The following is a 21,569-nucleotide window of genomic DNA, read 5'->3' as shown; positions in this document are numbered from 1 at the left end:
TCACTCCGATCCTCGACAGGAATTGGCCGATCGAAATCGGCGAGCCGATTTGCATGAAGCAGCAGGAGCAACTGCCTCATCAGTCTCAATTCACGACCACGGGATGTCAGGCTGGAAGTCTGTGCCGTATGGGCCACCATACTTCGTACCAGTTGCCGTGTCGAAGGCTGCCCAGAGCATGCCGAAGATGAAAACGCCTGCACGCCTTCCGTCCCTATCCCATCTCACCGCTATGTCGTTCGCGGTGATGGCCCAGACGCCCGATCGAATGTGAATTGCATCAATCACCGCATCTGCATGTCCGTCTTGGATTCGGTAAAGGTAGAAATACGCCGTGGCATTTTGCGGGTCACCTGCCTCGTCATACTCGAACACGCCGGCCAGATCGCCTGTTGTCCGGATTGCGCTATCGAAAACGTCCATGGCTATGTTTTCTACCACGCGCAACGATATATTGGTGACCCTGGAGCGGCCTCAGGGCGTGATCCGCGCCAGATGTTCGAGATCGCGTTCCTCGCGCAGCGGGTCGGGCGCCATCACCACCGAAGTTCCGTTTTCGGCGTCGTCGGCGAAATGTGCCAGCACGGTGCGGCCGCCTTCCATGCGCGCCTTGCCGTCGGCGACCAGCCCGAGCGCCAGTGCATAGAGCCGGTGCTCGGCCTTCAGCACGCGGGCGGCCAGCGTGTCCTCATTGTCGCCGACCATCACCGGCACCGCGGCCTGTGCGATAATCGGGCCGTCATCCATCTCTGGCGTGACGAAATGCACCGTGCAGCCATGGATGCGCATGCCGGCGCGCAGGGCGCGTGCGTGTGTGTCCAGCCCTTTGAAGGCGGGCAGCAGGGCAGGGTGGATGTTGAGCATGCGCCCCTGCCATTTCTCGACCAGGCCGCGCGAAAGGATGCGCAGATAACCGGCCAGCGCCACGATCTCGGCGTTGAACGCAATCAGCGCGGCGTCGATCGCCGCGTCGTGAGCTTCCTTGCTGGCATGGTCGGCGCGCACGATGACCTTGGTCGGGATGCCACGCGCGGCTGCGATGCCGAGGCCGGCAGCGTTCACCCGGTCGGAAATGACGCCGACGATCTCGGCGGGATAGGCCGGATCGCTGGCCGCCGCGATCAGCGCCGTCATGTTGGAGCCGCGTCCCGAAATCAAGACAACCGTGCGTTTCCTGCTCATAGACCGATCGAGCCCCGATAGATGACGCCGGCATCACGGCGCGGCACGATGCGGCCGATCGGCGTCACCGTCTCGCCGGCTTCCTGCAGCACGGCGGCGACCTGCGCGGCTTGGCCCGAGGCAACGACGAGGATCATGCCAATGCCGCAGTTGAAGGTGCGCATCATTTCTTCCGGCGCCACGCCGCCGGTCTTCGCCAGCCAGGAAAAGACGGCCGGCACGTCGATCGCCTCGAGGTCGAGCTCGGCGGAAAAGTCCTTCGGCAAGACGCGCGGGATGTTTTCGGGAAAGCCGCCGCCAGTAATGTGGGCGAGCGCCTTGATGCCATGCGTGTTGCGGATCGCCTTCAGGATCGACTTCACGTAGATGCGCGTCGGTTCCAGCAGCGCCTCGGCCAGCGTCGCCTCGTCGTTGAACGGCGCCGGATCGCTCCAGGCAAGCCCGCTGACGCCAACGATGCGGCGCACCAGCGAAAAGCCGTTGGAATGCAGGCCCGAGGAAGCCAGACCCAGCAGCACGTCGCCCTCGACGATATCGTCGGTCGGCAGCAACTGGCCGCGTTCGGCCGCACCGACGGCAAAACCGGCAAGGTCATAGTCCTTGTCGTGATACATGCCGGGCATTTCGGCCGTCTCGCCGCCGATCAGGGCGCAGCCGGCCTGACGGCAGCCCATCGCGATGCCGCCGACGATTGCCGCCCCCTGGTCGGGGTCGAGCTTGCCGGTGGCGAAATAGTCGAGGAAGAACAGCGGCTCGGCGCCTTGGACGACGATGTCGTTGACGCACATGGCGACGAGGTCGATGCCGATCGTGTCATGCTTGCCGGCATCGATGGCGATCTTCAGCTTGGTGCCGACGCCATCATTGGCGGCAACCAGTACCGGGTCGGTGAAGCCCGCCGCCTTGAGATCGAACAGGCCGCCAAAACCGCCGATCTCGCCATCGGCGCCCGGCCGGCGCGTTGCGCGCACCAGCGGCTTGATCTTCTCGACCATCAGGTTACCGGCATCGATGTCGACACCCGCCTCGGCATAGGTGAGCCCGTTCTTGCGCTTGCTCATACTCTTTCCCTGCTTTCCCGGGCTCTTCGCATGAACGGCTGCGCCTCGCAAGGATAAGGGCTGGGATGATTGGCTTTTCCGCTCGACAAAACCGTGGACAGCGCCTTTCATCTGCGGTCGCGCGTCCTTTGCGCAGCCTCTCTGGAGAGGCAAAACCCGTGCCTCCATCTTCGCCTTCACCCCTTTGCATCCTTGTGTCCTGCCGCTGTTGGTGCTCAGTTGCCACGCATCAGGCATCCGGGGACAAGCCATGCTCAATCCGTCGCAACAGATCATGAGGCTAGGACTTGGATTTGCCGTGTCACAGGCGCTGCGCGTCATTGTCGAACTCGGCATCCCCGATCTCCTCGCCGTCGGCGAGCAATCGGTGGATGAGCTGGCGGCTGCCACTCAGTCGGATGCTGACGCGCTCTATCGTGTAATGCGACTTCTCGCGCCTGAGGGTGTCTTCAGGGAAGTACTGCCCCGTCATTTCGAGTTGACGGAGGTTGGCGCCGTGCTGCGCTCCGATCGGCCGGGTCCGGGCGACTTCGTCCGAATGATCAACAGCGAGGCCTATCTTGCCTTCGGGCAGCTCCCGTATTCTGTCCGCACCGGGAAGCCAGCCTTCGACAAGGTGTTCGGGAGCCCAAGGTTTGACTGGCTGTCGGAACATCCGGAGCAGGCTGCCTTGTTTCAGCGTGCCATGGTCGCCTTGGGCCAAGGCGCCAACGAGGCCATTGCCGAAGCTTATGACTTCAAGCCGTTCACACGGATCGTCGACGTTGGCGGCGGACATGGTCAGCTTCTCTCGGCAATCCTGGCCCACAACCCTCATTTGAGCGGCGTGCTTTTCGACCTGCCTTCGGGCGTCGCGGCAGCACGCCAGGGTGCCGGAGGCGACCTGCCGCGCACCGAATTTGTCGCCGGTGATTTCTTTGAGAGCGTTCCCGCTGGTGACGTGTATGTCATCAAGAAGGTCATTCACGACTGGGATGATGCGCCTGCCGCGACGATCCTGCGGAATTGCCGCAAGGCAATGCCGCCGAACGGGAAGGTTCTTGTGGCCGAGACGCTTGTGCCGCCGGGTGACGAACCGAACCAGATCAAGGGTATCGACGTGGTCATGCTCGCAGTCACCGGCGGCCATGAGAGAACGCAGGCCCAATATGCAGGCTTGTTCGACGCCGCTGGTCTACACCTTGAACGAGTGATTCAGACCCGGGGACCCATTTCCATGATTGAGGCGTCTGCGGCCTAACCAACGAAGCTCTCGCAGTGAGCCAGGTCGCGGTAACTTCGTCTTGCAAGACCTGGCCCTTCGCTGTCGCTCCGGGTGTTCGTCGGACGGAAAGCCAATTGCTTGGCTTTCCGTCCGCTACGCGTCTAACCCTTGCACCCGCCCTCCGTCTCCATCATGTATCAACAAGACATAAAGCGACGGGACATGCGGTTGACCATTCCCAACCTGATCACCATCATGCGCTTTCTGCTGGTGCCGGCCGTGGTGCTGGCGATGCTGAACATGCGCTGGGACTGGGCCTTTGCCGGCTTTCTTGTTGCCGGCATCTCCGATGGCGTCGACGGCTTCATCGCCCGCCGTTTCAACCAGCAATCCAGGCTCGGCGCCTATCTCGATCCGATGGCCGACAAGGTGCTTCTGGTCTCGGTGTTCGTGGTCATGGGCTTCATCGGGCAATTGCCGTTGTGGCTGGTGGTCACCATGGTCTCGCGCGATGCGCTGATCATCTGCGCCGTGCTTTTGTCCACCGTCATGGCGCATCCGGTCGAGATGAAGCCGCTCTATGTGTCGAAGGCCAACACCGCCGTCCAGATCGTGCTGGCAGCGGTGGTGCTGGGCGAACTTGCCCTTGGCCTCCACCTCGACCCGTTGCGGCCCGCGCTCATATTGCTGTCCGGGGTCTTGACCGTGGCTTCGGCCGCGGCCTATCTCGTGGGCTGGCTGAGGCATATGAGCGGCTATGGCGAAGGCTCCACACCGGGCACCTGACCAAGGATCCATCGAAGCGGCGGCCGAGGCCGCGGCGGCAGGCGAAGCTGCGTCCGTGGCATTCCGACGCCAGATCTTCTTCTGGCTGGGCACGGCCGTCTTCCTGGCGCTGTTCCTCTACATCTTCTCCAGCATCCTGCTGCCGTTTGTCGCCGGCATGGTGCTGGCCTATTTCCTCGACCCGGTCGCAGACCGGTTGCAGCGCCTCGGCCTCTCCCGGTTGATGGCGACGGTGGTCATCCTCATTGCCTTCATCATCCTGCTGGTGCTGGCCTTCGTCATCCTGGTTCCGGTGCTGGCGACGCAGATGGCTGATTTCGCCGGCAAGTTGCCGGAATATCTGACCCGGCTGCAGTCGCTGATCACCAGCTTCGACCCGAAATGGCTGGAGCAGAAATTCGGCGTCAACGCCAATGGCCTGCGCGACGGTCTGAATTCGCTGCTCACCTCCGGCTTCGGTCTGCTGAGCACCGTTTTCACCTCGATCTGGAGTTCCGGCGTTGCGCTAGTCTCGGTGGTCAGCCTGTTCGTGGTCACCCCGGTCGTTGCCTTCTACATGCTGCTCGACTGGGATCGCATGGTGGCCGTCGTCGACAGCTGGGTTCCGCGCGATTATGTCGGGACGGTCAGGGCGATCTCCAGGGACATCAACACGGCGACCGCCGGGTTCGTGCGTGGCCAGGGTACGCTGTGCCTGGTGCTCGGCGCCATGTACGCCACCGGTCTGACGCTGACCGGTTTGAATTTCGCGATCCTCATCGGCCTGTTCGCCGGGCTGATCTCCTTCATTCCCTATGTCGGTTCGCTGACCGGCCTGGTGCTGGCCGTCGGCGTTGCCTTCGTCCAGTTCTGGCCGGATTGGACCATGGTGGCGGCGGTCGCCGGCGTGTTCTTCATCGGCCAGTTCATCGAAGGCAACATCCTGCAACCCAGGCTGGTCGGCAAGAGCGTCGGCCTGCATCCGGTCTGGCTGATGTTTGCGCTGTTTGCCTTCGGCGCCCTGTTCGGCTTCGTCGGCCTGCTGATCGCCGTTCCTGCTTCGGCGGCGGTTGCCGTGCTGGTGCGCTTTGCCATTGCGCGCTATCTCGAATCGCCGCTCTACAAGGGCCACTCCACCGAGCCCGTCCCGCCGCTCCCCGCCGATCGCGGCGGCAGCCACCGCTCGCCGCGCGGCTGAACGTGGCGGATCAAAAGACCGAACCGCCGCGCCAACTGCCGCTCGATCTCGGCCACGGCACCGGCTATTCGCGCGACGAGCTGGTGGTGTCGGCCACCAACCGCGAGGCGGCGGCCCTTGTCGACCGCTGGCCGGACTGGCCATCGCCGGTGATCGTGCTGGCCGGCCCGGCCGGTTCCGGCAAGACACATCTGGGGTCGATCTGGCAGGCGCGGGCCAACGCTGTGGCGGTCGATGCCCAGCGCATCGGCAATGCCATCACCGGGCTTGGCGGCAGGCCGGCGCTGATCGACGATGTCGACAAGACAGCCATCGACGAGGCGGGCCTGTTCCATCTCATCAATGAAGTGCGCGGAGCCGGGTCCACCTTGCTGTTGACGGCGCGGCGCTTCCCCGCCGCCTGGGGGGTGACGTTGCCCGATCTCGCCTCGCGGCTGAAGGCGGCGGCAACCGTCGAGATCCACGAACCGGACGACCTGCTTCTGGCCGGCGTCATCACCAAACTGTTCGCCGACCGCCAGGTCGAGGTCGAGCCGCACGTCGTGCAATATCTGGTGCGCCGCATCGAACGTTCGCTTGCCACCGCCATGCGTGTGGTCGAACGGCTCGACCGCACCGCGCTCGAGCGCAAGACGCCGATCACTCGCGCGCTCGCCGCCGAGATCGTCAGCGCCATGGATGAAGGGCAGGGCGAATTCGAGGTTTAGGTCGTGGGGGAGACTCCGGTGCTGTCCCATTTCGGGAAACATATGCTGGCATCCATCTTGCAACACTGCGCCTGCCGGCTGACCCCGGTCCTGATCGCGTTCCTGATCGGGTTGTAGGCTCGCCGGGAGTGATGTTGGGGTTCTCGCCCGGCGAGCTTACCTTCAGGCAGAATGGCGGCCAGAGTGCCCAGTAGAAGGGTGCGTCCCTGTCACGCCCACAACGGGGCCAGATAGCGGACCAGCAGGTAGACCGCCGTATGCGCAGCCACGTAGCAGGCGGCGACGACGACAAAGAACGCCAGGCTGGCGGGCCACGACCGGGGTGGGCCCTGCCTCTTGCTCGGCCGGTTGTTCCAGATCCACAGGGCAGCACAAATAATGGCCCAGACGACCACGAACGGGATCGCGATGCCGAGATAAGCGAAGTAGGCAGGGCCTATCAGCGACAGCCATGCCTCGAGACCAAGCATCCGGAATCTCCCCTCTCACCCCAAAGTCTAGACTGTCGACACAGGTGCAGGCGAGGGAATTATCCGAGCGGAGCGCTTTGCGTCAAATCTTCAGCACCACCCGGCCGAACGGGCGCTCCTCGATGAGATACCGCAGGCCGTCGGCGGCATCCTCCAGCGCAAAGACCTTCGCCACGACCGGCTTGACCTTGCCCGATACAAGCAGGTCCGAAATGATCGACCAGGCTGCTTGCCAGGCCGACGCGCTTTCGGTGAGCAGCAAAAACCCCTTGATGCTTGCAGCTTTCCAGATCAGGTCTGTGACGTTGATCGTGCTTTCGCGTCCAGCGGAATAACCGAGCGTAATCACCGATGCGCCCGGCGCCAGGGCCGGCAGTGCGGCGCTCAGGATCTTGCCGCCGATGCCGTCGATGACGATGTCGGCGCCGTGGCCTTCGCTGAGGCGGTTGACGCCGTCGGCCAGGTCTTCGCTGGTGAGATCGATGACTTCGGAAAAGCCGAGCGCCTTCGCCTCTTCGGCTTTGGCGTGGCTGGTGGTTGAGGAAATGGCGTGTTTGGCGCCGAGCGCACGCGCCAGCTGCGTCACGGCGTTGCCGACAGAACCACCGATGGCCGGCGCCAGCACGACCTTGCCGGCGGCGAAGCCGGCATTCATCAGCGCGATATAGGCCGTGAGATAGGCCACCGGCAGGCTTGCGGCCGTGGTGTCGTCGATCGCATCGGGGACGCGAAGCAGCAAGTCCTTGGGAACGGCGACATAGTCCGAATAGGTGCCGTTCTCGAACACGCCGAAGGGGCCGAGGAATGCCACCCGCGTGCCATCGGGAAAATCGGCGTCGCCGCCCTCGATGATGCCGGCGCCTTCATTGCCGAGCACCAGCGGCGCCGTCGAGCGTGGGAACTGCCCGCTCAGGATCGTATGATCGAGCGGCGTTACGCCGGCGGCCCGCATCCGCACCAGCAGCCGCCCTTCGGGGATCGGCTTGGGGACGTCGGCCAGTTTCAGATCATGGTAACCGCTAAAGCGGTCAGCTCTCATTGCACGCATGATTGTATTCCTTCCGTGTTGAATAGGGCATCGGCTTGGCCGCAAATCGCCGTCGCCAGCCTGGCAGGCCGGCCTTCTGTTGATTTGAGGTAGAGTGTTGGTGCTCAGGCCTTCGGATCGGCGGCGGCCTTCTCCATGGCCTCGGCCTGCGGTCCCGTCAGATAGAGATCGCCAAATTCGTCGCCGACCTGTTCCCACATCAGGCGCGAGAACAGCAAAGCGGCGTCGAGCGGGCGGTGATTGATGACGATCGAATCCGCTTCTCCGTCGGCATTCTTATGCACCAGCACCGAGCATTCGATCGGCGTGCCGCGAACCTCGGCCCGGTAGGATTCCATGAAGAAGTCGCTGCCGAAGTCGCCGCGATAGGTGAAGTCCCGGAAGTCGTAGAGCGGTGCGGCATGCTTCAGCAGCGCCAGTATGGTCTGCTTTCCCTGAATCGGCCGCCTCAGCACGGTGGCCTCGAGCGTGGCGTCCTCGGCAAGAATGGCCAGCCATGGCGGCGGACCGCTGTGTTTGGGAAGAAGGGGACCTGTGTCGTTGAATTTCATGATCGATGCTCCTTGCGGGAAGGGGTAGGGTTGGTTGCTCAATATGACCAGTCATCTTGAGCTTGAGCAAAAAAATAGAGGCCTATGTCAGCAGGGTACCGAACGCGACGGTCTCGAACGCCGTCAGCGCCGTAGCGTCCTTGTCGACCTTGGCGCGCATCATCGCACCTTCCCAGGAGTTGAGCAGGAAGGCCGCGATCGTCCTGGCATCCATGTCGCGCCGCAACGCGCCGTCGGCCTGTGCTTCCTTGACGCAGGATTCGATCGCTCGGCTCCACGCCGCCAGCAGCATAGCCAGGCGTTCCCGTACCGGGCGGCTTTGGTCCGGCATTTCCGCGCTCATATTGCCGATCATGCAGCCGGTCCGGTAGTCCCCTTCGCGGGCGACCTCGTTGAGATACTGAAAATACCGGCGCAGCCGGTCGACGGCAGGCGTCTTCTCATCGCCGAGCCCGCTCAACCCATTGAGCACCTTTTGCCAGTAGCGCTCCAGGGCTTCGACGGCGAGGAGCTCCTTGCTTTCAAAATGGTTGTAGAACGATCCCTTCGGCACCTGCGCCGCTTCGGTGATGTCCTGAACGCTGGTGCCGTTGAACCCCTTCCGATGCAGGGTGTCCACGGCGGCGGCGATGATCTGTTCTCTGGTGCTCGGTCTAGCCATGAGCTGAATATGACCGGTCGTCTTAAATGAGTCAATACTGATTTTCGATTGCCTCAGCCAAGGTCGTTCTTCACCACGAGACTGGGCGATATAGGCGCCCCTTCGTTCTCAAGGCATGAGAAACCGTCTACCGGTACGGCTAAACGAAGGCTGGATCGCGTTGCCTGGCAAAGGGCGGGCGGACGGTCAAGGGCGCGCCACCAGCCTGGCGGAGGTGGGCGGGTGCCTAGGTCAGCCTGGTGCTCCGGCCGGTAACCCCGGCCGGAGCATGTCTGCAACGATCAGATCAACCGCAGACCCTGACCTCTTCGACGACCCTGTGGTGATGGCGCCAATGCTTGACCAGTTCGATATGGCAGCGGTGATGGCGGTGGTGTCGGCGCCACTGGCCGTCATTGTCCTGGTTGTCGCTATATTCATCGTCGTCGTAGATTCTTTGGCGATCGTGATGACGGCGGATCTGTATATCGCCATCGTCGGACGAATATTGGTCGCCGTCATCGGACTGGATGATCAGACTGGCGGCTTGTGTCGGCGCGATAAAGGCTGCCGTTCCGGCGAACGCGATCATGGAGGCGATGAGCAGCGTTTTCATTATTGGCTCCCTGGGTTGAATAATACTCAACTCGCAGGACGGGTTCGCGTTCCAATACAAATACAGCGTTCAGCCGAAGCATCGCCATACGCCAGCGGCAGGGAAGCCGTGGCGACGTTGGGCAAGACGAATTTTGCGGGTGAAGAAAAATGGTCGGAGTGGAGAGATTCGAAAACGCCTCTCAGCTTCCGTATGTCCCTCTAACGTACTGATATCGTTAGCATTAGTAAAAAGGCCGCCCGCAATCTCTTAGCAATATTTCTAAGCAGTTTCAACCGGGGCGGCCTTACCGGGCATACCAAGATGCACGCGTGGCCGAGGGCGGCGCGATCTACCCGATGTGTGATGAGGCTCCAGCGGCCTTGATCAGTTCGTCCTTGTCCCTCACCCCATGTCGGTAAGCTGCAACGATTTCCTCCGCTACGATTTGCGCCTCCAACGAATGGTCGTCTACCAGACGTTGACGACATGCCATGTCGAACGCACCACTCAATAGAGCCAACTCCTTGGCGCTCAGGATGCCGAATTTTAAAGCTTGGTCGGTAACGGACATCGCTCAGTCCTCCACAACCTAGGCTGAGGACGGCCAGCCCTGTCCTCAAGGCCCGGCTCGGAGGGCCAGTAGGAGGAGCGTCGCGGAGGGGAGGGCGACGGACAGGCCCGCACGGGGGGGGCGTACGGTAAGCCTACTCCTCCTACCTGTTGCCGAGCCTGAGCTAAACAACACCTAATTATACTCCTATCTCGCGGTTGCGCCAGAATTGTTTCATAGTGTTGTAATTGGTGAACGGCGGAAGGCAGGCTCATGTGGTGGGGGCTCGATGTCCGCCTACACGCCGCCTATCCGTCCGCTCCTGCCTTTCCGGCCCGCTCGCTATGTCAGTTCATTAGGGTATAGCCCTTGGCGGAGCCCTTGATGCTCCTCCCCGTCACGTAATCCTGAGACCGCTCCGAGTCCCAATCCATAATCAGCGCCACTTCCTGCCCGCCATTTTCTTAGCACCTTTTCTAAGCAGTCCACCAGATGGAAGCCTATGAAAACGCTAAGATATTGACGCCAAAGGGATGTGGAATGGTCGGAGTGGAGAGATTCGAACTCCCGACCCTCTGGTCCCAAACCAGATGCGCTACCAGGCTGCGCTACACTCCGAGGCCCTGCGGCGTATAAGGTTCCGGGCCCTGCCGCGCAACCCCTAAAACGTCAAACCGGACTTGGCGGTCTGCGCTCCCCCGCAATCCTGGCAGCGATCGCCTCGGCCTGGATGCGGGCGTTGGCGAAGCAGCCGCGGATGCTCGGCCGCATGCCGGTGAACCATAGGCCCGGCAGTTTCGGGTCGTGGTCGGCGCCGTTGAACAGCGGCACGCCCTTTTCGTCGAGCACGCCGAGCTTGCCTAACATGGTCTCGAGCCCGGTGCGGTAGCCGGTCGCCGCGATGACGATATCGGTCTGGATCGTCATGCCATTGTCGAAAATGACCGTGTCGCGGGTGAGTTCCCGCACGGTCGGCACCACGATGATCCGGCCGCCCTTGATGGCGTCGACGGCGCCGTCATCGGTGGCGATAGCGGTGTAATCCGACGCCAGCCGGCTTGCCCCGCCCGAAGGCGTCGGCGGCAGGCCGAAGGCGGCGAGGTCACCGAACACCAGCCGCTGCGTCGCCGCCATCACCGCATCGGCGAGCCTGAACGGCAGCCGCGCCAGCATCGGCGAAAACCGGTGGACAGCGATCTGGCCGATGCGCTTGGGCAGCAGCGCCGGGCCGTTGCGCGCCGACAGCCAGATCTGCCCAGTGTCGGCCCGCACCAGATGGTTGAGCGCGTCGAAGCCGGAATTGCCAGCGCCCACGACCAGTATTTTTCGGCCGGCATAGTCGTTGGCGTCACCGAACTCGGCCGAGTGGATGATCCGCCCGGCAAAGGTCTTCATGCCCTTCCAGGCTGGAATGAAGGGCTGACGGTCGCGTCCTGTAGCGATGACGACATGGCGCGCCAATCGCGGTCCGGCGCTTGTACGCACCAGCCAGTGGTCGCCGTCGAAGGCGATCTCGTCGACCGCGACGCCGAACTCGACCGGCAGCCGGTGTCTGGCGCTGAATTCGTTCAGATGGCGAATGACGGCACTTCGATGCGGAAAGGCAGGGGTGCCGGGCGGAAAGCTGACGCCCGGAAGTACCGAGAGATCGCGATGCGTGTTGAGATGAAGCTGTGCGTGGCGCCGGTGCCATGGCTCGGCCAGCCGGGCTTCCTTTTCCAACACCATCACTTGTACGCCGGCCTTGAGCAGCGCATGGGCTGTGGTCAGCCCGGCCCCGCCGGCGCCGATGACGATCACGCCGTCGAAAATCTCTTGTTGGCCGGCCTCAGCGTGCAAAATCCCTGCGTCCATGCCTCTCTGTGTCGCCATGATGACCATGACTTTTGATGCCACGCCAGTGTATCGGGCCTATGCCGCTCGCCAAGCGGCCCGGTTGCAGGCCGCTTCGGCCTTGCCGTCGGCAGTGTTGCACAGTATTGACTGAAATAAGGCGGCGCTGCCGCCAACGCAGCCACGAGGTGCCCATGTCCGCGCGTATTTTCAGCCCAGCCAAAACCGCGATGCAGTCCGGCAAGGCCAAGACCGGCTATTGGGTGCTGGAATTCGATCCCGCGCAGCGCAAGAAGATCGACCCGCTGATGGGCTACACCACATCGGGCGACATGCTGAGCCAGATCCGGCTCACCTTCGACACCAGGGAAGAGGCGGTGGCCTATGCCGAAAAGCAGGGGCTGGCCTTCCGCGTCGAGGAGCCGAAGGAGACCAAGCGCCGGCAGATTTCCTATGCGGAAAATTTCCGCTATGACCGCAGGATACCCTGGACGCATTGACCGGCGGGCAGCGTCCGTCGCAAAGACATCAGCCGGCCAAGATATCAAACGGCCAAGATATCAAACGGCTTGGCCGGCCAGCGGTCCCGTAGCTCAGCTGGATAGAGCACCGGCCTTCTAAGCCGATGGTCACAGGTTCGAATCCTGTCGGGATCGCCAATAATTCAATGGTTTAGCTCAGGCGCCGCTCTAAAAGTTCCAACATCTCGCCCTGTTTTCGCGGAGCGCGAAGTAGACGTCAGCGCCATCCCTGCATGCTGCCTGAAAAGCAGGTCGCCGGCATATATCGTTATGGTCTTGTAGAATGAGCGCATCGCTGGTAGGCTTTGGTCTGACATTGGCTAAGACTTTAGTCCGACGATTCTGACTGGATTTTTGGCTTATGCCAGCTGGAACTTGGCGCTGGTTTTCGCCGTAGGTCGCCTCGGTTGAGTGGGCGAGACGCGAGGAAAGTCATCGCAACGGTGCATCCACAGGTCTGCTGGCGCCATTGCCCCTGGCGCCGGATGAACGTGAAAGTATGTGGAATCGATGATTTCGAAAAAACTTGCCGTCAATGTCGAAACCGCCGCCGCCTTTCTCAACTTGATGGGAAATGAGAAGCGGCTTTTGATCATGAACCACTTGGCCGGCGGCGAACTTTCGGTCGGTGTTCTTGCCGAGAAAGTTCTGCTCAGCCAATCGGCCCTGTCGCAGCATCTTGCCAAACTCCGCGCCTTCGGCCTTGTCGACACCCGTCGCGACGGCCAGATGGTCTACTATTTCTGCTCGTCCGGTGCGGCGCGCGAACTGCTTGCCATGCTGGATGGCTTCCTGGTGACCGAAAGACCGCTCACGGGGCCGGGGCCGCATTACGTCGCCGAAAGACTGCGCCGGGCACGAGCAGCCTGAGAACAGGCATCGGCCTGGATTGGTTGACCCTTATGGCCGGGCTTCATTGCCGCTAACGCGCGAAGTCGATGGCGGCGCCATCCCGGCGCTGATCGCCAGTATTTTCGACATTTTCGACGATTTTGCGCCCTCCAGCGTTGGGTCGTCCATGCCGGCCAGACCGCACGTCGTTGGGCGCCAACATGGGCGCAGCGCCGGTCCGCGCCAAACTTGCGCGATTTCTAATATAAGAGCACAGTTCGAAGCGTTGGGGGAGAACGGCTCACAAACAAAAATCGGGAGGAAACCATGAACAGCATGAGCCTCACCACGCTTGAACGCGGCAAGACGACCGTCGACGCTGCGGTCCTTGAAGCGCTTTCGGCACAATTGCGCGGCACACTGCTTCAGGCGGGCGACGCCGCCTACGACGAAGCACGCACCGTCTGGAATGCGACGGTTGACAGGCGCCCCGGTCTCATTGTGTGTTGCGTCGGCGCCTCCGACGTCATCAGTGCCGTGAATTTCGCCCGGGAAAACAGGCTTCTCGTCTCCGTGCGCGGCGGCGGCCACAACATTGCTGGCAGTGCCGTCTGCGATGGCGGCCTGATGATCAATCTGTCGGCGATGAAGTCGGTGCGGGTCGATGTCGTGGCGCGACGGGCATGGGTCGGGCCCGGCGCCACGCTCGTCAATGTCGACCGGGAAACGCAGGCTTTTGGCCTGGTGGTGCCGACGGGAATCAACTCGACCACCGGCATATCAGGCTTGACGCTGGGTGGCGGCTTCGGCTGGATCACCCGCAAATTCGGCTTGACCATCGACAATCTTGTTTCAGCCGATGTGGTCACCGCCGATGGCAAGTTGCTGCGCGCCAGCCAGAAGGACAATCCGGACCTGTTCTGGGCGCTGCGTGGCGGCGGCGGTAATTTCGGCGTCGTCACGGCGTTCGAGTTCCAACTCCACCAGATGGGTCCGCAGGTTCTGTCGGGGCTCGTCGTCCATCCCTTCGCCGATGCCGAAACGGTGCTGCGGGACTATCGCAAGGCGCTCGAAACCGCGCCCGACGAACTGACCTGCTGGGTGGTTATGCGGCAGGCACCGCCGCTACCGTTCCTGCCGACCGAATGGCATGGCAAGGAGGTGCTGGTTTTGGCCATGTGCTATTGCGGCGACATCCAGGCGGGCGAAAAGGCGACGCAGAAGCTTCGTGCCATCGGCACGCCGATTGCCGATGTCGTCGGCCCCAACCCGTTCACCGGCTGGCAGCAGGCCTTCGACCCGCTGCTGACGCCCGGCGCCCGCAACTATTGGAAGAGCCATGACCTGACCGAGCTTTCGGACGGCGCGATTGGGGCCACCACTGCGGCGATTACCAGGCTTCCAGGCCCCGAATGTGAAATTTTCATCGGTCATGTCGGTGGCGTGGCGGGCCGTGTGGCGGCGGATGCAACGGCGTTTCCGCAGCGCAACTCGCATTTCGTCATGAATGTCCACGCCCGTTGGCGCGAACCGACAATGGACAAGGCCTGCATCGATTGGGCTCGTGGTATCTACGAGGCGACCAAGCCCTATGCCGCCGGCACGGCTTACGTGAACTTCATGCCGGAGGACGAGGTCGACCGGGTCGAAGCGGCCTATGGCGGCAACTATCGCCGGCTTCTGGAAATCAAGCAGCGCTACGACCCGCTGAACCTGTTCCGCATGAACCAGAATCTGCGGCCGAAAGAAAACCAGCGCGCCGCTTGAGGCGGCAGAGCGTGATCCCGAACCGAAGATTCGTGCGTGCGAATATCGGAATCGATTTTGCTGCATTGACCTTCGGTTCGGAGCGGGTTGAGGCCGGCATCGGATAGTCCACTCGCACCCTCTGGCCGTGGCTTCTGGTTGTCGCCTATGATTGGCATATGAGGCGACCATCGTTCGCGCGAACTGCTTGCCATGCTGGATGACTTCCTGGCGACCGAAAGACCGCTCACGGGGCCGGGCCTGCATTACATCGCCGAAAAGCTGCGCCGGGCGCGAGCAGCCTGACAATGGGCACCGATTGGCGCCGGTCTGGCCGGGTGGCCGGCCTCAAGGCCCGGGTCTCAATGCCCCTGAAGCGCCAAGTCGACGTCAGTGCCATCCCGACGCTGCACGCTGCCTAAAGCGCTGCGATAAATTGTCGGCCTGTTCAGGCAACAGGCCAACGGTCCGGTAGCAGATTAGAGCGCTGGCCTTCCTGTCGGGATCGCCAATAATTTCAAAGCGGTAGTATGGAGGCCTGAGTGGGAATTGAACCCACTACGTCGGTTTTGCAGACCGATGCGTCACCGTCCCGCCCTCAGACCATGACGCCTCCTGCATGGACCGCGACACATAGTCAACTTGGCCGGCCCCCGCTCGCAGGTTTCGAATCGGATCCGGCTGCCGCCGCCGGATGTTCGGAACGCGGCTCACCTTCAGGTGTTTATGGGAGATGGCAGCGAAAACCCCGACCATCGCGCGTATCTGGCGCGGCAAGACCTTGCCCGACAAGGCCGACGCATATGAGCGCTACAACTACGAGGCCGGCATCAAGCCGTTGATCGAGAAAGCGCTTGGCGTGCAGACCTTTCGCGACGACACGCCGACGCATTCGGAATTCATCACCATCTCCTATTGGGAGAGCGTCGCGGCGATGGCGGCCTTCACCGGCGGCGATCCTAAAAGCATCCACCATCTCGACCGCGACAAGGAGTTCCTGATCGAATTGCAGAAGAGCGTTCAGGTGCTGCGCATCCGTTCCAGCCACGGTATGGTCGGCGGCGACAGCCATGGCACGATCGGGCCGCAGGACTGAGGGGCACTGGATGTTGGCCGGTTTTAACGCCAGAATCGTGCAAGCGGAGAGACATCGGCAAGGCGCTGCGGGCCGCCACTAGCGCTTCTTCAGCTTCGGATATCCTTAGTCTGGACCTTGTCCCCGCTAGATGCCAACATGGCCAAATTGTTCAATCCCGATATGAGCCGCGTATGGTCGAGCAGGTAATTCTTCGAAGGTGGTGTGGGACGGTGCGCACTCAGATGGCTGCCGAATACTCGCGTTACGTGGCAGGGACTGGTGGCGACGAGCTTAGCACGACCAAGGGCAATCTCGGTCACCAGATCACGCTGCGCGACCTTGGCGACGGCGTTACGGAGATTTGCGCTCTGAGTTGGTGGACCGATATGGAAGCGGTAAAGGCGTATGCGGGCGAACAACCTGAGCGGGCCCACTACTATCCCGAGGACGATCACTACCTGATCAACAAGCCGGAATTCGTCGAGCATCACGTCGTCGTCTATGGCGACCTCGCCAGCGCGTAGGAGTTCGGTCGCCGGCCTACTGCCCGCCGCGCACCTTGACCACCACGCTCCTCACCGCCAGCACCAGCACGGTGATGATGATCAGGATCACCGAAAGGGCTGCGATCGCCGGGTCGATGTTGTCGCGCAGGCCCATCCACATCAGCCGGGGCAGCGTGATGGCGTTGACCGAGGTGATGAACAGCGTGACGCCGATCTCTTCCCAGGACAGCACGAAGGACAGCAGCGCAGCTGTGACGATGCCGAACTTGATGTTGGGCATGATGATGCGCGTCGCGCGCTCCCACACGCTGGCTCCTAAGCCGCGCGCGGCCAAATCGATGCGGCGGTCGAGCTGGCTGAGCGAGACCAGGATCAGCACCGTGGCGAAAGGCACCGTCATCACAGAATGCGCCATGGCGACGCCGAGCCAGGTGTCATAGCCGAAGAACGAGCTCATGCCGGAGATCGACGTCAGCAGGAAGTAGAGCGTGATCGCCGAGACCACCGGCGGCACCACCATCGGCAACAGCACGAAGCCGACCAAGGCTGCGGTAAAGCGCGGCTGGAACATCCACACACCCAGGCTGAAGCAGAGCGACAGCACGGTGGAGATGACGCTGCTGACGATGCCGATGCGGATCGACAGCAGGATGGCGTCGAGCCAGCGCGGATCCTCGATCAGCGAGCGGTAGTGGCGCAGCGACAATTCGCCCGTCGGCATCGCCAGCATGCGACTCGGCGTCAGCGATACCGGAATGACGGCCAGCAGCGGCAAGAGCAGGAACAGCGCCACCAGCACGGCGAGGATCAGCGAGACGGGACCGGGGCGATAGGTCGGCATCAGATCAGCTGCTTCGGTCTGACATAGCGGAACAGCAGCGCCATCAGCGCGCCGACGAACAACACCAGCACGACGCTGATCGCCGCACCCAATCCCCAGTCGGGGCTCTGGAAGATCCTGAGATAGATCAGCTCGGCGATCATCACGCTGCGGCCGCCGCCGAGGATCGCCGGGGTGACGAAGAAGCCGAGCGAAAAGACAAAGACGATCATCGCCGAGCCGATGATGCCGGAGCGCGTCATCGGCACTAACACGGTCCAGAAGGTGCGCATGCGGCTGGAGCCGAGCCCGCGCGCCGCCAGCAGCACGCGCTCGTCAAGGCTGCGCATGGCCGATGCCAGCGGAAACACCGCGAAGGGAATGAGGAAATGCGTCATGCCGACGATGACGCCGAATTCGTTGCGCACCAGCGCCAGCGGCTCGGAGATGAAGCCTATCGATTGCAGCCAGGTGTTGATCAAGCCGCGGTTGGAGAGCAGGGCCACCCAGCCGAAGGCGCGGGTCAGCACCGAGATCCAGAACGGGACGAGAATGCAGAACTCAGCGATTATGCGCTGCGCCGGGCTGCCGCGCACCCATACCATGGTGATCGCGTAGGCTGCCGCCACCGAAACCACGGTGACGATCAGCGCAATGCGCAGCGTGCGAATGAACACCGACTGCACCAGCGCGTCGGTGGCGAGGGCGCCATACTGGCTGAGCCCAGGCGTCGGCAGCGTGACGCTCCATTTGACGACGCCGAGGAACGGCCAAGCGTACGCCAGCACAAGAAACAGGAGCAGCGGCGCCATCAACAGCGCCGCGCCCATCCTGTCGGAGAGGGTGCCTCTCATCGAAGCGTCGCACTCGGCCTGGTCAGGCCGAGATGATCTTGGTGTATTCGTCGAGCGCCGGCCCGTAATTCTTGGCGTACCAGTCCATATCGAGCGCGATTTGCTTCTTCATGTTTTCAGGATCGACCGGGTTGATGCGCTTCTTGTCGGCGGGGATCAGCGCGTCGGTGGCCGGATTGGCCGGACCCTGTCCCAGCTTGTCGAACATCACCAGCTGCTTTTGCGGATCCTGGGCGCTGGCGATGAACTTCATCGCTGCGTCCTTGCCGCCGGGGTTGCCTTTGAGCACGGCCAGCGCGCCGGGCGAGATCAGGCCCTGGTCCCAGATGAACTTGATCTTGCCGCCGGAGTCCTGCTCGATCAGCGAGGCGCGTGTCGACCAGACGATGGCCATCGAGGCTTCGCCGTTGAGCAGCACGCTCTGGCTCTCGGCGCCGCCGCCCCAATAGGCCACGACGTTTTCCTTGAAGGCGGCGATCTTGTCATGCGCGCGCTTGAGGTCGAGCGGGTAGAGCGAGGCCGGCGCGATGCCATCGGCGAGAAGTGCGGCTTCCCAGCTCGACACGCCCCATTTGTAGAGCGAGCGCTTGCCCGGAAATTTCTTCACGTCGAAGAAATCGGCCATGCCGGTCGGCGCGTCCTTGCCGTATTTCTCCGAGTCATAGGCGATGACATAGGAGAAGAAATAGGTCGAGGCGGCGTACTCCCAGCCAAAACCTTCGCGCATCTTCTTCTTGTCGACGATGGTGTAGTCGATCGGCTCGAGCGCGCCCTGGGCGCCGAGCGTGATGGCGGAGAACGGGTCGACGTCGACGAGATCCCAGGTCGGCGCGCCGCTCTTGAACTGCGCGGCAATCGCGCCTTCGGTCGGGCCCGAGCCGTCCATCTTGACGGTGATGCCGGTGTCCTTGGTGAAGGCCTGGCCGTAGGCGGCGTCATAAGCGGTGAGGGCATCGCCGCCCCAGTTGACCAGCACCAGCTCCTTGGCCTGCGCAAAGGCCCCGGTCGAGCGCAGCAGCATCGGCGTGCCGGCCAGCAGAAGGGCGGCAAGCTGCGTGAATTGCCGGCGCGAAATCTCGCCGCGCGCTGTCCTGGCGTACAGACCGTCCATGGCTTGTTTTTTGGTTTCGTTTTTCATGTCAGTTCCCCTTTTTTCGTTGGTCGTTCAGGTGGTTGTGGCGCGCTCCAGATTCTTTGCTGGAAGACTTCGCCGGTTTGGTCGTCATCCTCCGTCCGGAAGGAGGAAACCTTTTTCCGCCGGCCAGGTCAGCCAGACGGAATTGCCTTTGCTCAGCGCCGCGGCCGCAACCTCGTTCGGCACCGATACGGTAACCTTGGCGCCTTGGCGCGTCGTCAGGTCGAGCTTGGTCGCCGCTCCCAGATAGGTCGAGCCGACGGCCGTTGCGGCAATGCCGTTCTCGCCGGCGGCTGCCTCGCGCGCGATCGACATATGCTCGGGGCGGATCGCCAATATGGCATTGCCGTTGACCGCTTCGGCATTGCCGCGCAGCGTGATCGCGCGGTCCTCGCAGAGCGCGGTGGAGCCATTGTCGACGCGCTTCACACCCTTCAGCGGCAGCATGTTGATCTCGCCCAAAAACTCGGCGACGAAGCGGTTGGCGGGGCGGTCGTAGACCTCGTCCGGCGCACCGACCTGCAGCAATTTGCCATGGTTGAAGATGGCGACGCGCGACGACAGCGCCAGCGCCTCGCTCTGATCGTGGGTGACGAAGACGAAAGTGGTGCCGGTCTCCTGGTGCAGCCGCTTCATCTCGGCCTGCATCTGGCCGCGCAGGCTCTTGTCCAGCGCCGAGAACGGCTCGTCGAGAAGCAGCACGCCTGGCTCGAACACCAGCGCGCGGGCCAGCGCCACGCGCTGCTGCTGGCCGCCGGAAAGCTGCGCCGGCAGCTTGGTCTCATGGCCCTTCAGGCCGACGCGCTCGATCATCTCGGCGACGCGGCGCTTGACCTCGGCTGCGGACTTTTTGCGAACCTTGAGCGGGAAGGCGATGTTGGCTTCGACCGACATGTGCGGAAACAGCGCATAGCCCTGGAACACCATGCCGGCGGCGCGCTGCTCCGCCGGCCGCTCGGTGACGTCGACGCCGTCGCTGAAAAGCTTGCCGACAGTCGGCTGCACGAAGCCGGCCAGGATCATCAGGAAGGTGGTTTTGCCCGAGCCGGAGGGACCGAGCAGCGTCAAAAACTCACCGCGGCCGATATTGAGCGACAGATCGTCCAGCGCACGGAACGAGCCGAAGCTCTTGCCGATCCCGATTGCCTTGATCTCTGCGGCCCGGCCGGGTTGCTGCATCCTGCCTCTTCCTTTGATCGTGGCCTGAGCGTAGGGCAGGGCGCCGGCTCACCGCAACCGAATAGTTTTCGCCGGATCGGCAAATTTGATTCACGGGTGGCGCCTGATCTCCCTCAAGGGGGAGATTAGCTAACTTCCGACAGTTTCGCTCTTAGCCACCCCGCAAACGCCTCCAGCACTGGATGGCTCGCCTTGGCATGCTCGGACACCAGGAAATACGAACGCGGCGAGGGGATCGCGATGTCGAAGGGGCGCACCAGACGGCCTTCGCTCAGTGCCCGGCGGCTGGTCAGTTCGTCGCCCAGGGCAATGCCCTGGCCGGCGATCGCCGCCGAGAAGACGAGGTTCATGTCCGAGAAGAAGATGCCGCCTTCGGTGTCGGGGTTTTCCACCTTGGACAGCGCCAGCCAGCGCGCCCAGTCCTCGGTATCGCCGAGGTGCAGAAGGTTGGCGCGCAGCACGTCGGACGGTTTGGAAAAGCCGCCGACCTTGTTGAGCAAGGTCGGACTGCAGAGCGGCGTGAACGAGATTTCGCACAGCAAATCGACCGCCCGGTTCGGCCAGTTGCCGACGCCAAAGGCGATGAAGGCGTCGGCGTCCGGATTGCTGACATCGTCCAGGCGCCTCGGTGTCAGGATCGACAGCGCCACATCCGGATACATCTGCCGGAACTCGCCAATATGCGTGCACAAAAACAGCGAGGCGAAGCCCGGCGTGCAGGAGACGGCGAACGAGCCGCCAACGCCGGTGCCGGCCTGCCGCGTTACCGCGTCGCCAAGCACGGTCAGCGCCTTCCTCACATCGGCCGCATAACGCTGGCCGCGCGGGGTGAGCGCCACGCCCTTGCCAATGCGCTCAAGCAGATCGAAGCCGAGATCGCGTTCAAGCAGCCGCAGCTGATGGCTGACGGCGCTGCGGGTGAGGTGCAGTTCGTCGGCGGCGCGCCAGACGCTGCCGTGGCGGGCAAAGCTATCAAGGGCGCGCAGCGCCTGTGTGGAGGGTATTCGCAAGAAGCCTCAGGTGAACCGAATTTGCACGAACCGGGAAAACATATCACTTTTTGGAAAGCCGCTTCACTGCTTTCTTGGGCCG

At 62.7% G+C, this 21,569-nt stretch carries 24 protein-coding genes and 3 tRNA genes; 10 read left to right on the top strand and 17 right to left on the bottom strand.

The window, feature by feature from the left end; all coding sequences use genetic code 11:
- Positions 1-90: 90 nt before the first annotated feature.
- From AC1DYO_RS15135 to purM, 3 genes are read right to left on the bottom strand one after another with little or no spacing between them, the layout of a single operon-like run.
- On the bottom strand, positions 91-423 hold the full coding sequence (locus tag AC1DYO_RS15135; RefSeq protein ID WP_477264459.1) for a hypothetical protein: 333 nt from the start codon (positions 421-423) through the stop codon (positions 91-93).
- Between the two features lie 51 nt (positions 424-474).
- Positions 475-1,182, bottom strand: coding sequence for a phosphoribosylglycinamide formyltransferase (purN, locus tag AC1DYO_RS15130; RefSeq protein ID WP_477264457.1), 708 nt, complete (start codon positions 1,180-1,182; stop codon positions 475-477).
- Positions 1,179-2,243 (bottom strand): phosphoribosylformylglycinamidine cyclo-ligase, encoded by a 1,065-nt coding sequence (gene purM, locus AC1DYO_RS15125; RefSeq protein WP_477264455.1) that lies wholly within the window; start codon positions 2,241-2,243, stop codon positions 1,179-1,181. The genes purN and purM overlap by 4 nt, the downstream gene beginning before the upstream one ends.
- Positions 2,244-2,493: 250 nt before the next feature.
- Here purM and AC1DYO_RS15120 point away from each other — a divergent pair, with 250 nt between their 5' ends.
- From AC1DYO_RS15120 to hdaA, 4 genes are all read left to right on the top strand, one after another.
- The gene (locus AC1DYO_RS15120) at positions 2,494-3,483 is read left to right on the top strand and encodes a methyltransferase (protein ID WP_477264453.1); all 990 of its coding nucleotides are present in this window, start codon (positions 2,494-2,496) and stop codon (positions 3,481-3,483) included.
- Positions 3,484-3,675: 192 nt separating this feature from the next.
- Positions 3,676-4,233 carry a CDP-alcohol phosphatidyltransferase family protein gene (locus AC1DYO_RS15115; RefSeq protein ID WP_477264451.1) on the top strand — a complete coding sequence of 186 codons (558 nt, stop codon included), beginning with the start codon at positions 3,676-3,678 and terminating at the stop codon, positions 4,231-4,233.
- Positions 4,205-5,410 carry an AI-2E family transporter gene (locus AC1DYO_RS15110; protein ID WP_477264449.1) on the top strand — a complete coding sequence of 402 codons (1,206 nt, stop codon included), beginning with the start codon at positions 4,205-4,207 and terminating at the stop codon, positions 5,408-5,410. Before AC1DYO_RS15115 ends, AC1DYO_RS15110 begins: the two co-directional genes overlap by 29 nt.
- A 2-nt stretch (positions 5,411-5,412) precedes the next feature.
- Positions 5,413-6,117 carry a DnaA regulatory inactivator HdaA gene (hdaA, locus tag AC1DYO_RS15105; RefSeq protein ID WP_477264447.1) on the top strand — a complete coding sequence of 235 codons (705 nt, stop codon included), beginning with the start codon at positions 5,413-5,415 and terminating at the stop codon, positions 6,115-6,117.
- A 209-nt stretch (positions 6,118-6,326) separates the two neighbouring features.
- On the opposite strand, the gene AC1DYO_RS15100 is transcribed toward hdaA, so the two are convergent.
- The 8 genes from AC1DYO_RS15100 to AC1DYO_RS15065 all read right to left on the bottom strand — a co-directional run bounded on the left by AC1DYO_RS15100 (position 6,327) and on the right by AC1DYO_RS15065 (position 11,828).
- Positions 6,327-6,587, bottom strand: coding sequence for a hypothetical protein (locus AC1DYO_RS15100; RefSeq protein ID WP_477264445.1), 261 nt, complete (start codon positions 6,585-6,587; stop codon positions 6,327-6,329).
- Positions 6,588-6,669: 82 nt separating this feature from the next.
- Entirely contained in the window at positions 6,670-7,635 is a 966-nt protein-coding gene (locus AC1DYO_RS15095) for a quinone oxidoreductase family protein (protein WP_477264443.1), read from the bottom strand.
- A gap of 104 nt (positions 7,636-7,739) precedes the next feature.
- Positions 7,740-8,186, bottom strand: coding sequence for a hypothetical protein (locus AC1DYO_RS15090; protein WP_477264441.1), 447 nt, complete (start codon positions 8,184-8,186; stop codon positions 7,740-7,742).
- Between the two features lie 82 nt (positions 8,187-8,268).
- On the bottom strand, positions 8,269-8,847 hold the full coding sequence (locus AC1DYO_RS15085) for a TetR/AcrR family transcriptional regulator (RefSeq protein WP_477264439.1): 579 nt from the start codon (positions 8,845-8,847) through the stop codon (positions 8,269-8,271).
- Positions 8,848-9,133: 286 nt separating this feature from the next.
- The gene (locus tag AC1DYO_RS15080) at positions 9,134-9,442 is read right to left on the bottom strand and encodes a hypothetical protein (protein ID WP_477264437.1); all 309 of its coding nucleotides are present in this window, start codon (positions 9,440-9,442) and stop codon (positions 9,134-9,136) included.
- A 331-nt stretch (positions 9,443-9,773) separates the two neighbouring features.
- Complete coding sequence (locus AC1DYO_RS15075) at positions 9,774-9,995, bottom strand: hypothetical protein (RefSeq protein ID WP_477264435.1); 222 nt, start codon at positions 9,993-9,995, stop codon at positions 9,774-9,776.
- Positions 9,996-10,515: 520 nt separating this feature from the next.
- Positions 10,516-10,592 (bottom strand) — tRNA-Pro (locus AC1DYO_RS15070).
- 51 nt (positions 10,593-10,643) lie between these two features.
- Complete coding sequence (locus AC1DYO_RS15065; protein WP_477264808.1) at positions 10,644-11,828, bottom strand: flavin-containing monooxygenase; 1,185 nt, start codon at positions 11,826-11,828, stop codon at positions 10,644-10,646.
- Positions 11,829-12,001: 173 nt separating this feature from the next.
- On the opposite strand from AC1DYO_RS15065, the gene AC1DYO_RS15060 reads away from it, so the two are divergent.
- The 4 genes from AC1DYO_RS15060 to AC1DYO_RS15045 all read left to right on the top strand — a co-directional run bounded on the left by AC1DYO_RS15060 (position 12,002) and on the right by AC1DYO_RS15045 (position 14,926).
- Positions 12,002-12,307, top strand: a complete 306-nt coding sequence (locus tag AC1DYO_RS15060) for an ETC complex I subunit (RefSeq protein ID WP_477264433.1) — start codon at positions 12,002-12,004, stop codon at positions 12,305-12,307.
- Between the two features lie 82 nt (positions 12,308-12,389).
- A tRNA-Arg gene (locus AC1DYO_RS15055) sits at positions 12,390-12,466 on the top strand.
- A gap of 372 nt (positions 12,467-12,838) precedes the next feature.
- Entirely contained in the window at positions 12,839-13,198 is a 360-nt protein-coding gene (locus tag AC1DYO_RS15050) for an ArsR/SmtB family transcription factor (protein WP_477264431.1), read from the top strand.
- A 288-nt stretch (positions 13,199-13,486) separates the two neighbouring features.
- A complete protein-coding gene (locus AC1DYO_RS15045; protein ID WP_477264429.1) occupies positions 13,487-14,926 on the top strand; it encodes an FAD-binding oxidoreductase in 1,440 nt (479 codons plus the stop codon).
- 510 nt (positions 14,927-15,436) lie between these two features.
- Here the strand turns inward: AC1DYO_RS15045 and AC1DYO_RS15040 are convergent.
- A tRNA-Cys gene (locus AC1DYO_RS15040) sits at positions 15,437-15,510 on the bottom strand.
- 128 nt (positions 15,511-15,638) lie between these two features.
- On the opposite strand from AC1DYO_RS15040, the gene AC1DYO_RS15035 reads away from it, so the two are divergent.
- Together AC1DYO_RS15035 and AC1DYO_RS15030 are read left to right on the top strand one after the other, a co-directional pair.
- Positions 15,639-16,001 (top strand): antibiotic biosynthesis monooxygenase family protein, encoded by a 363-nt coding sequence (locus AC1DYO_RS15035; RefSeq protein ID WP_477264427.1) that lies wholly within the window; start codon positions 15,639-15,641, stop codon positions 15,999-16,001.
- Between the two features lie 224 nt (positions 16,002-16,225).
- Complete coding sequence (locus AC1DYO_RS15030; protein ID WP_477264425.1) at positions 16,226-16,507, top strand: hypothetical protein; 282 nt, start codon at positions 16,226-16,228, stop codon at positions 16,505-16,507.
- A 16-nt stretch (positions 16,508-16,523) separates the two neighbouring features.
- On the opposite strand, the gene AC1DYO_RS15025 is transcribed toward AC1DYO_RS15030, so the two are convergent.
- The 5 genes from AC1DYO_RS15025 to AC1DYO_RS15005 form a co-directional block, all read right to left on the bottom strand.
- The gene (locus AC1DYO_RS15025) at positions 16,524-17,330 is read right to left on the bottom strand and encodes an ABC transporter permease (protein WP_477264423.1); all 807 of its coding nucleotides are present in this window, start codon (positions 17,328-17,330) and stop codon (positions 16,524-16,526) included.
- Positions 17,330-18,163 (bottom strand): ABC transporter permease, encoded by an 834-nt coding sequence (locus AC1DYO_RS15020; protein WP_477264421.1) that lies wholly within the window; start codon positions 18,161-18,163, stop codon positions 17,330-17,332. Before AC1DYO_RS15020 ends, AC1DYO_RS15025 begins: the two co-directional genes overlap by 1 nt.
- A gap of 22 nt (positions 18,164-18,185) precedes the next feature.
- Entirely contained in the window at positions 18,186-19,301 is a 1,116-nt protein-coding gene (locus AC1DYO_RS15015; protein ID WP_477264419.1) for an ABC transporter substrate-binding protein, read from the bottom strand.
- 84 nt (positions 19,302-19,385) lie between these two features.
- Complete coding sequence (locus AC1DYO_RS15010) at positions 19,386-20,477, bottom strand: ABC transporter ATP-binding protein (protein ID WP_477264417.1); 1,092 nt, start codon at positions 20,475-20,477, stop codon at positions 19,386-19,388.
- A gap of 125 nt (positions 20,478-20,602) precedes the next feature.
- On the bottom strand, positions 20,603-21,487 hold the full coding sequence (locus AC1DYO_RS15005; RefSeq protein ID WP_477264415.1) for a LysR substrate-binding domain-containing protein: 885 nt from the start codon (positions 21,485-21,487) through the stop codon (positions 20,603-20,605).
- Between the last annotated feature and the right edge of the window lie 82 nt (positions 21,488-21,569).

It is taken from the genome of Mesorhizobium sp. P2_F5 (genome assembly GCF_056403715.1).
Note: the sequence above shows the minus strand (reverse complement) of the source record. Positions and strands in the feature narration are given on the sequence as shown.

Excerpts from the sequence above, each read along its gene's own strand:
- AC1DYO_RS15120 (WP_477264453.1), top strand. The coding sequence starts at position 2,494 with ATGCTCAATCCGTCGCAACAGATCATGAGGCTAGGACTTGGATTTGCC.
- AC1DYO_RS15020 (WP_477264421.1), bottom strand. The coding sequence starts at position 18,163 with ATGAGAGGCACCCTCTCCGACAGGATGGGCGCGGCGCTGTTGATGGCG.
- AC1DYO_RS15080 (WP_477264437.1), bottom strand. The coding sequence starts at position 9,442 with ATGAAAACGCTGCTCATCGCCTCCATGATCGCGTTCGCCGGAACGGCA.
- AC1DYO_RS15060 (WP_477264433.1), top strand. The coding sequence starts at position 12,002 with ATGTCCGCGCGTATTTTCAGCCCAGCCAAAACCGCGATGCAGTCCGGC.
- AC1DYO_RS15045 (WP_477264429.1), top strand. The coding sequence starts at position 13,487 with ATGAACAGCATGAGCCTCACCACGCTTGAACGCGGCAAGACGACCGTC.
- AC1DYO_RS15090 (WP_477264441.1), bottom strand. The coding sequence starts at position 8,186 with ATGAAATTCAACGACACAGGTCCCCTTCTTCCCAAACACAGCGGTCCG.
- AC1DYO_RS15030 (WP_477264425.1), top strand. The coding sequence starts at position 16,226 with ATGGCTGCCGAATACTCGCGTTACGTGGCAGGGACTGGTGGCGACGAG.
- AC1DYO_RS15050 (WP_477264431.1), top strand. The coding sequence starts at position 12,839 with ATGATTTCGAAAAAACTTGCCGTCAATGTCGAAACCGCCGCCGCCTTT.
- AC1DYO_RS15110 (WP_477264449.1), top strand. The coding sequence starts at position 4,205 with ATGGCGAAGGCTCCACACCGGGCACCTGACCAAGGATCCATCGAAGCG.
- AC1DYO_RS15100 (WP_477264445.1), bottom strand. The coding sequence starts at position 6,587 with ATGCTTGGTCTCGAGGCATGGCTGTCGCTGATAGGCCCTGCCTACTTC.
- purN (WP_477264457.1), bottom strand. The coding sequence starts at position 1,182 with ATGAGCAGGAAACGCACGGTTGTCTTGATTTCGGGACGCGGCTCCAAC.
- AC1DYO_RS15075 (WP_477264435.1), bottom strand. The coding sequence starts at position 9,995 with ATGTCCGTTACCGACCAAGCTTTAAAATTCGGCATCCTGAGCGCCAAG.
- AC1DYO_RS15010 (WP_477264417.1), bottom strand. The coding sequence starts at position 20,477 with ATGCAGCAACCCGGCCGGGCCGCAGAGATCAAGGCAATCGGGATCGGC.
- AC1DYO_RS15095 (WP_477264443.1), bottom strand. The coding sequence starts at position 7,635 with ATGCGTGCAATGAGAGCTGACCGCTTTAGCGGTTACCATGATCTGAAA.
- AC1DYO_RS15085 (WP_477264439.1), bottom strand. The coding sequence starts at position 8,847 with ATGGCTAGACCGAGCACCAGAGAACAGATCATCGCCGCCGCCGTGGAC.
- AC1DYO_RS15035 (WP_477264427.1), top strand. The coding sequence starts at position 15,639 with ATGGCAGCGAAAACCCCGACCATCGCGCGTATCTGGCGCGGCAAGACC.
- AC1DYO_RS15025 (WP_477264423.1), bottom strand. The coding sequence starts at position 17,330 with ATGCCGACCTATCGCCCCGGTCCCGTCTCGCTGATCCTCGCCGTGCTG.
- AC1DYO_RS15015 (WP_477264419.1), bottom strand. The coding sequence starts at position 19,301 with ATGAAAAACGAAACCAAAAAACAAGCCATGGACGGTCTGTACGCCAGG.
- purM (WP_477264455.1), bottom strand. The coding sequence starts at position 2,243 with ATGAGCAAGCGCAAGAACGGGCTCACCTATGCCGAGGCGGGTGTCGAC.
- AC1DYO_RS15065 (WP_477264808.1), bottom strand. The coding sequence starts at position 11,828 with ATGGACGCAGGGATTTTGCACGCTGAGGCCGGCCAACAAGAGATTTTC.
- AC1DYO_RS15135 (WP_477264459.1), bottom strand. The coding sequence starts at position 423 with ATGGACGTTTTCGATAGCGCAATCCGGACAACAGGCGATCTGGCCGGC.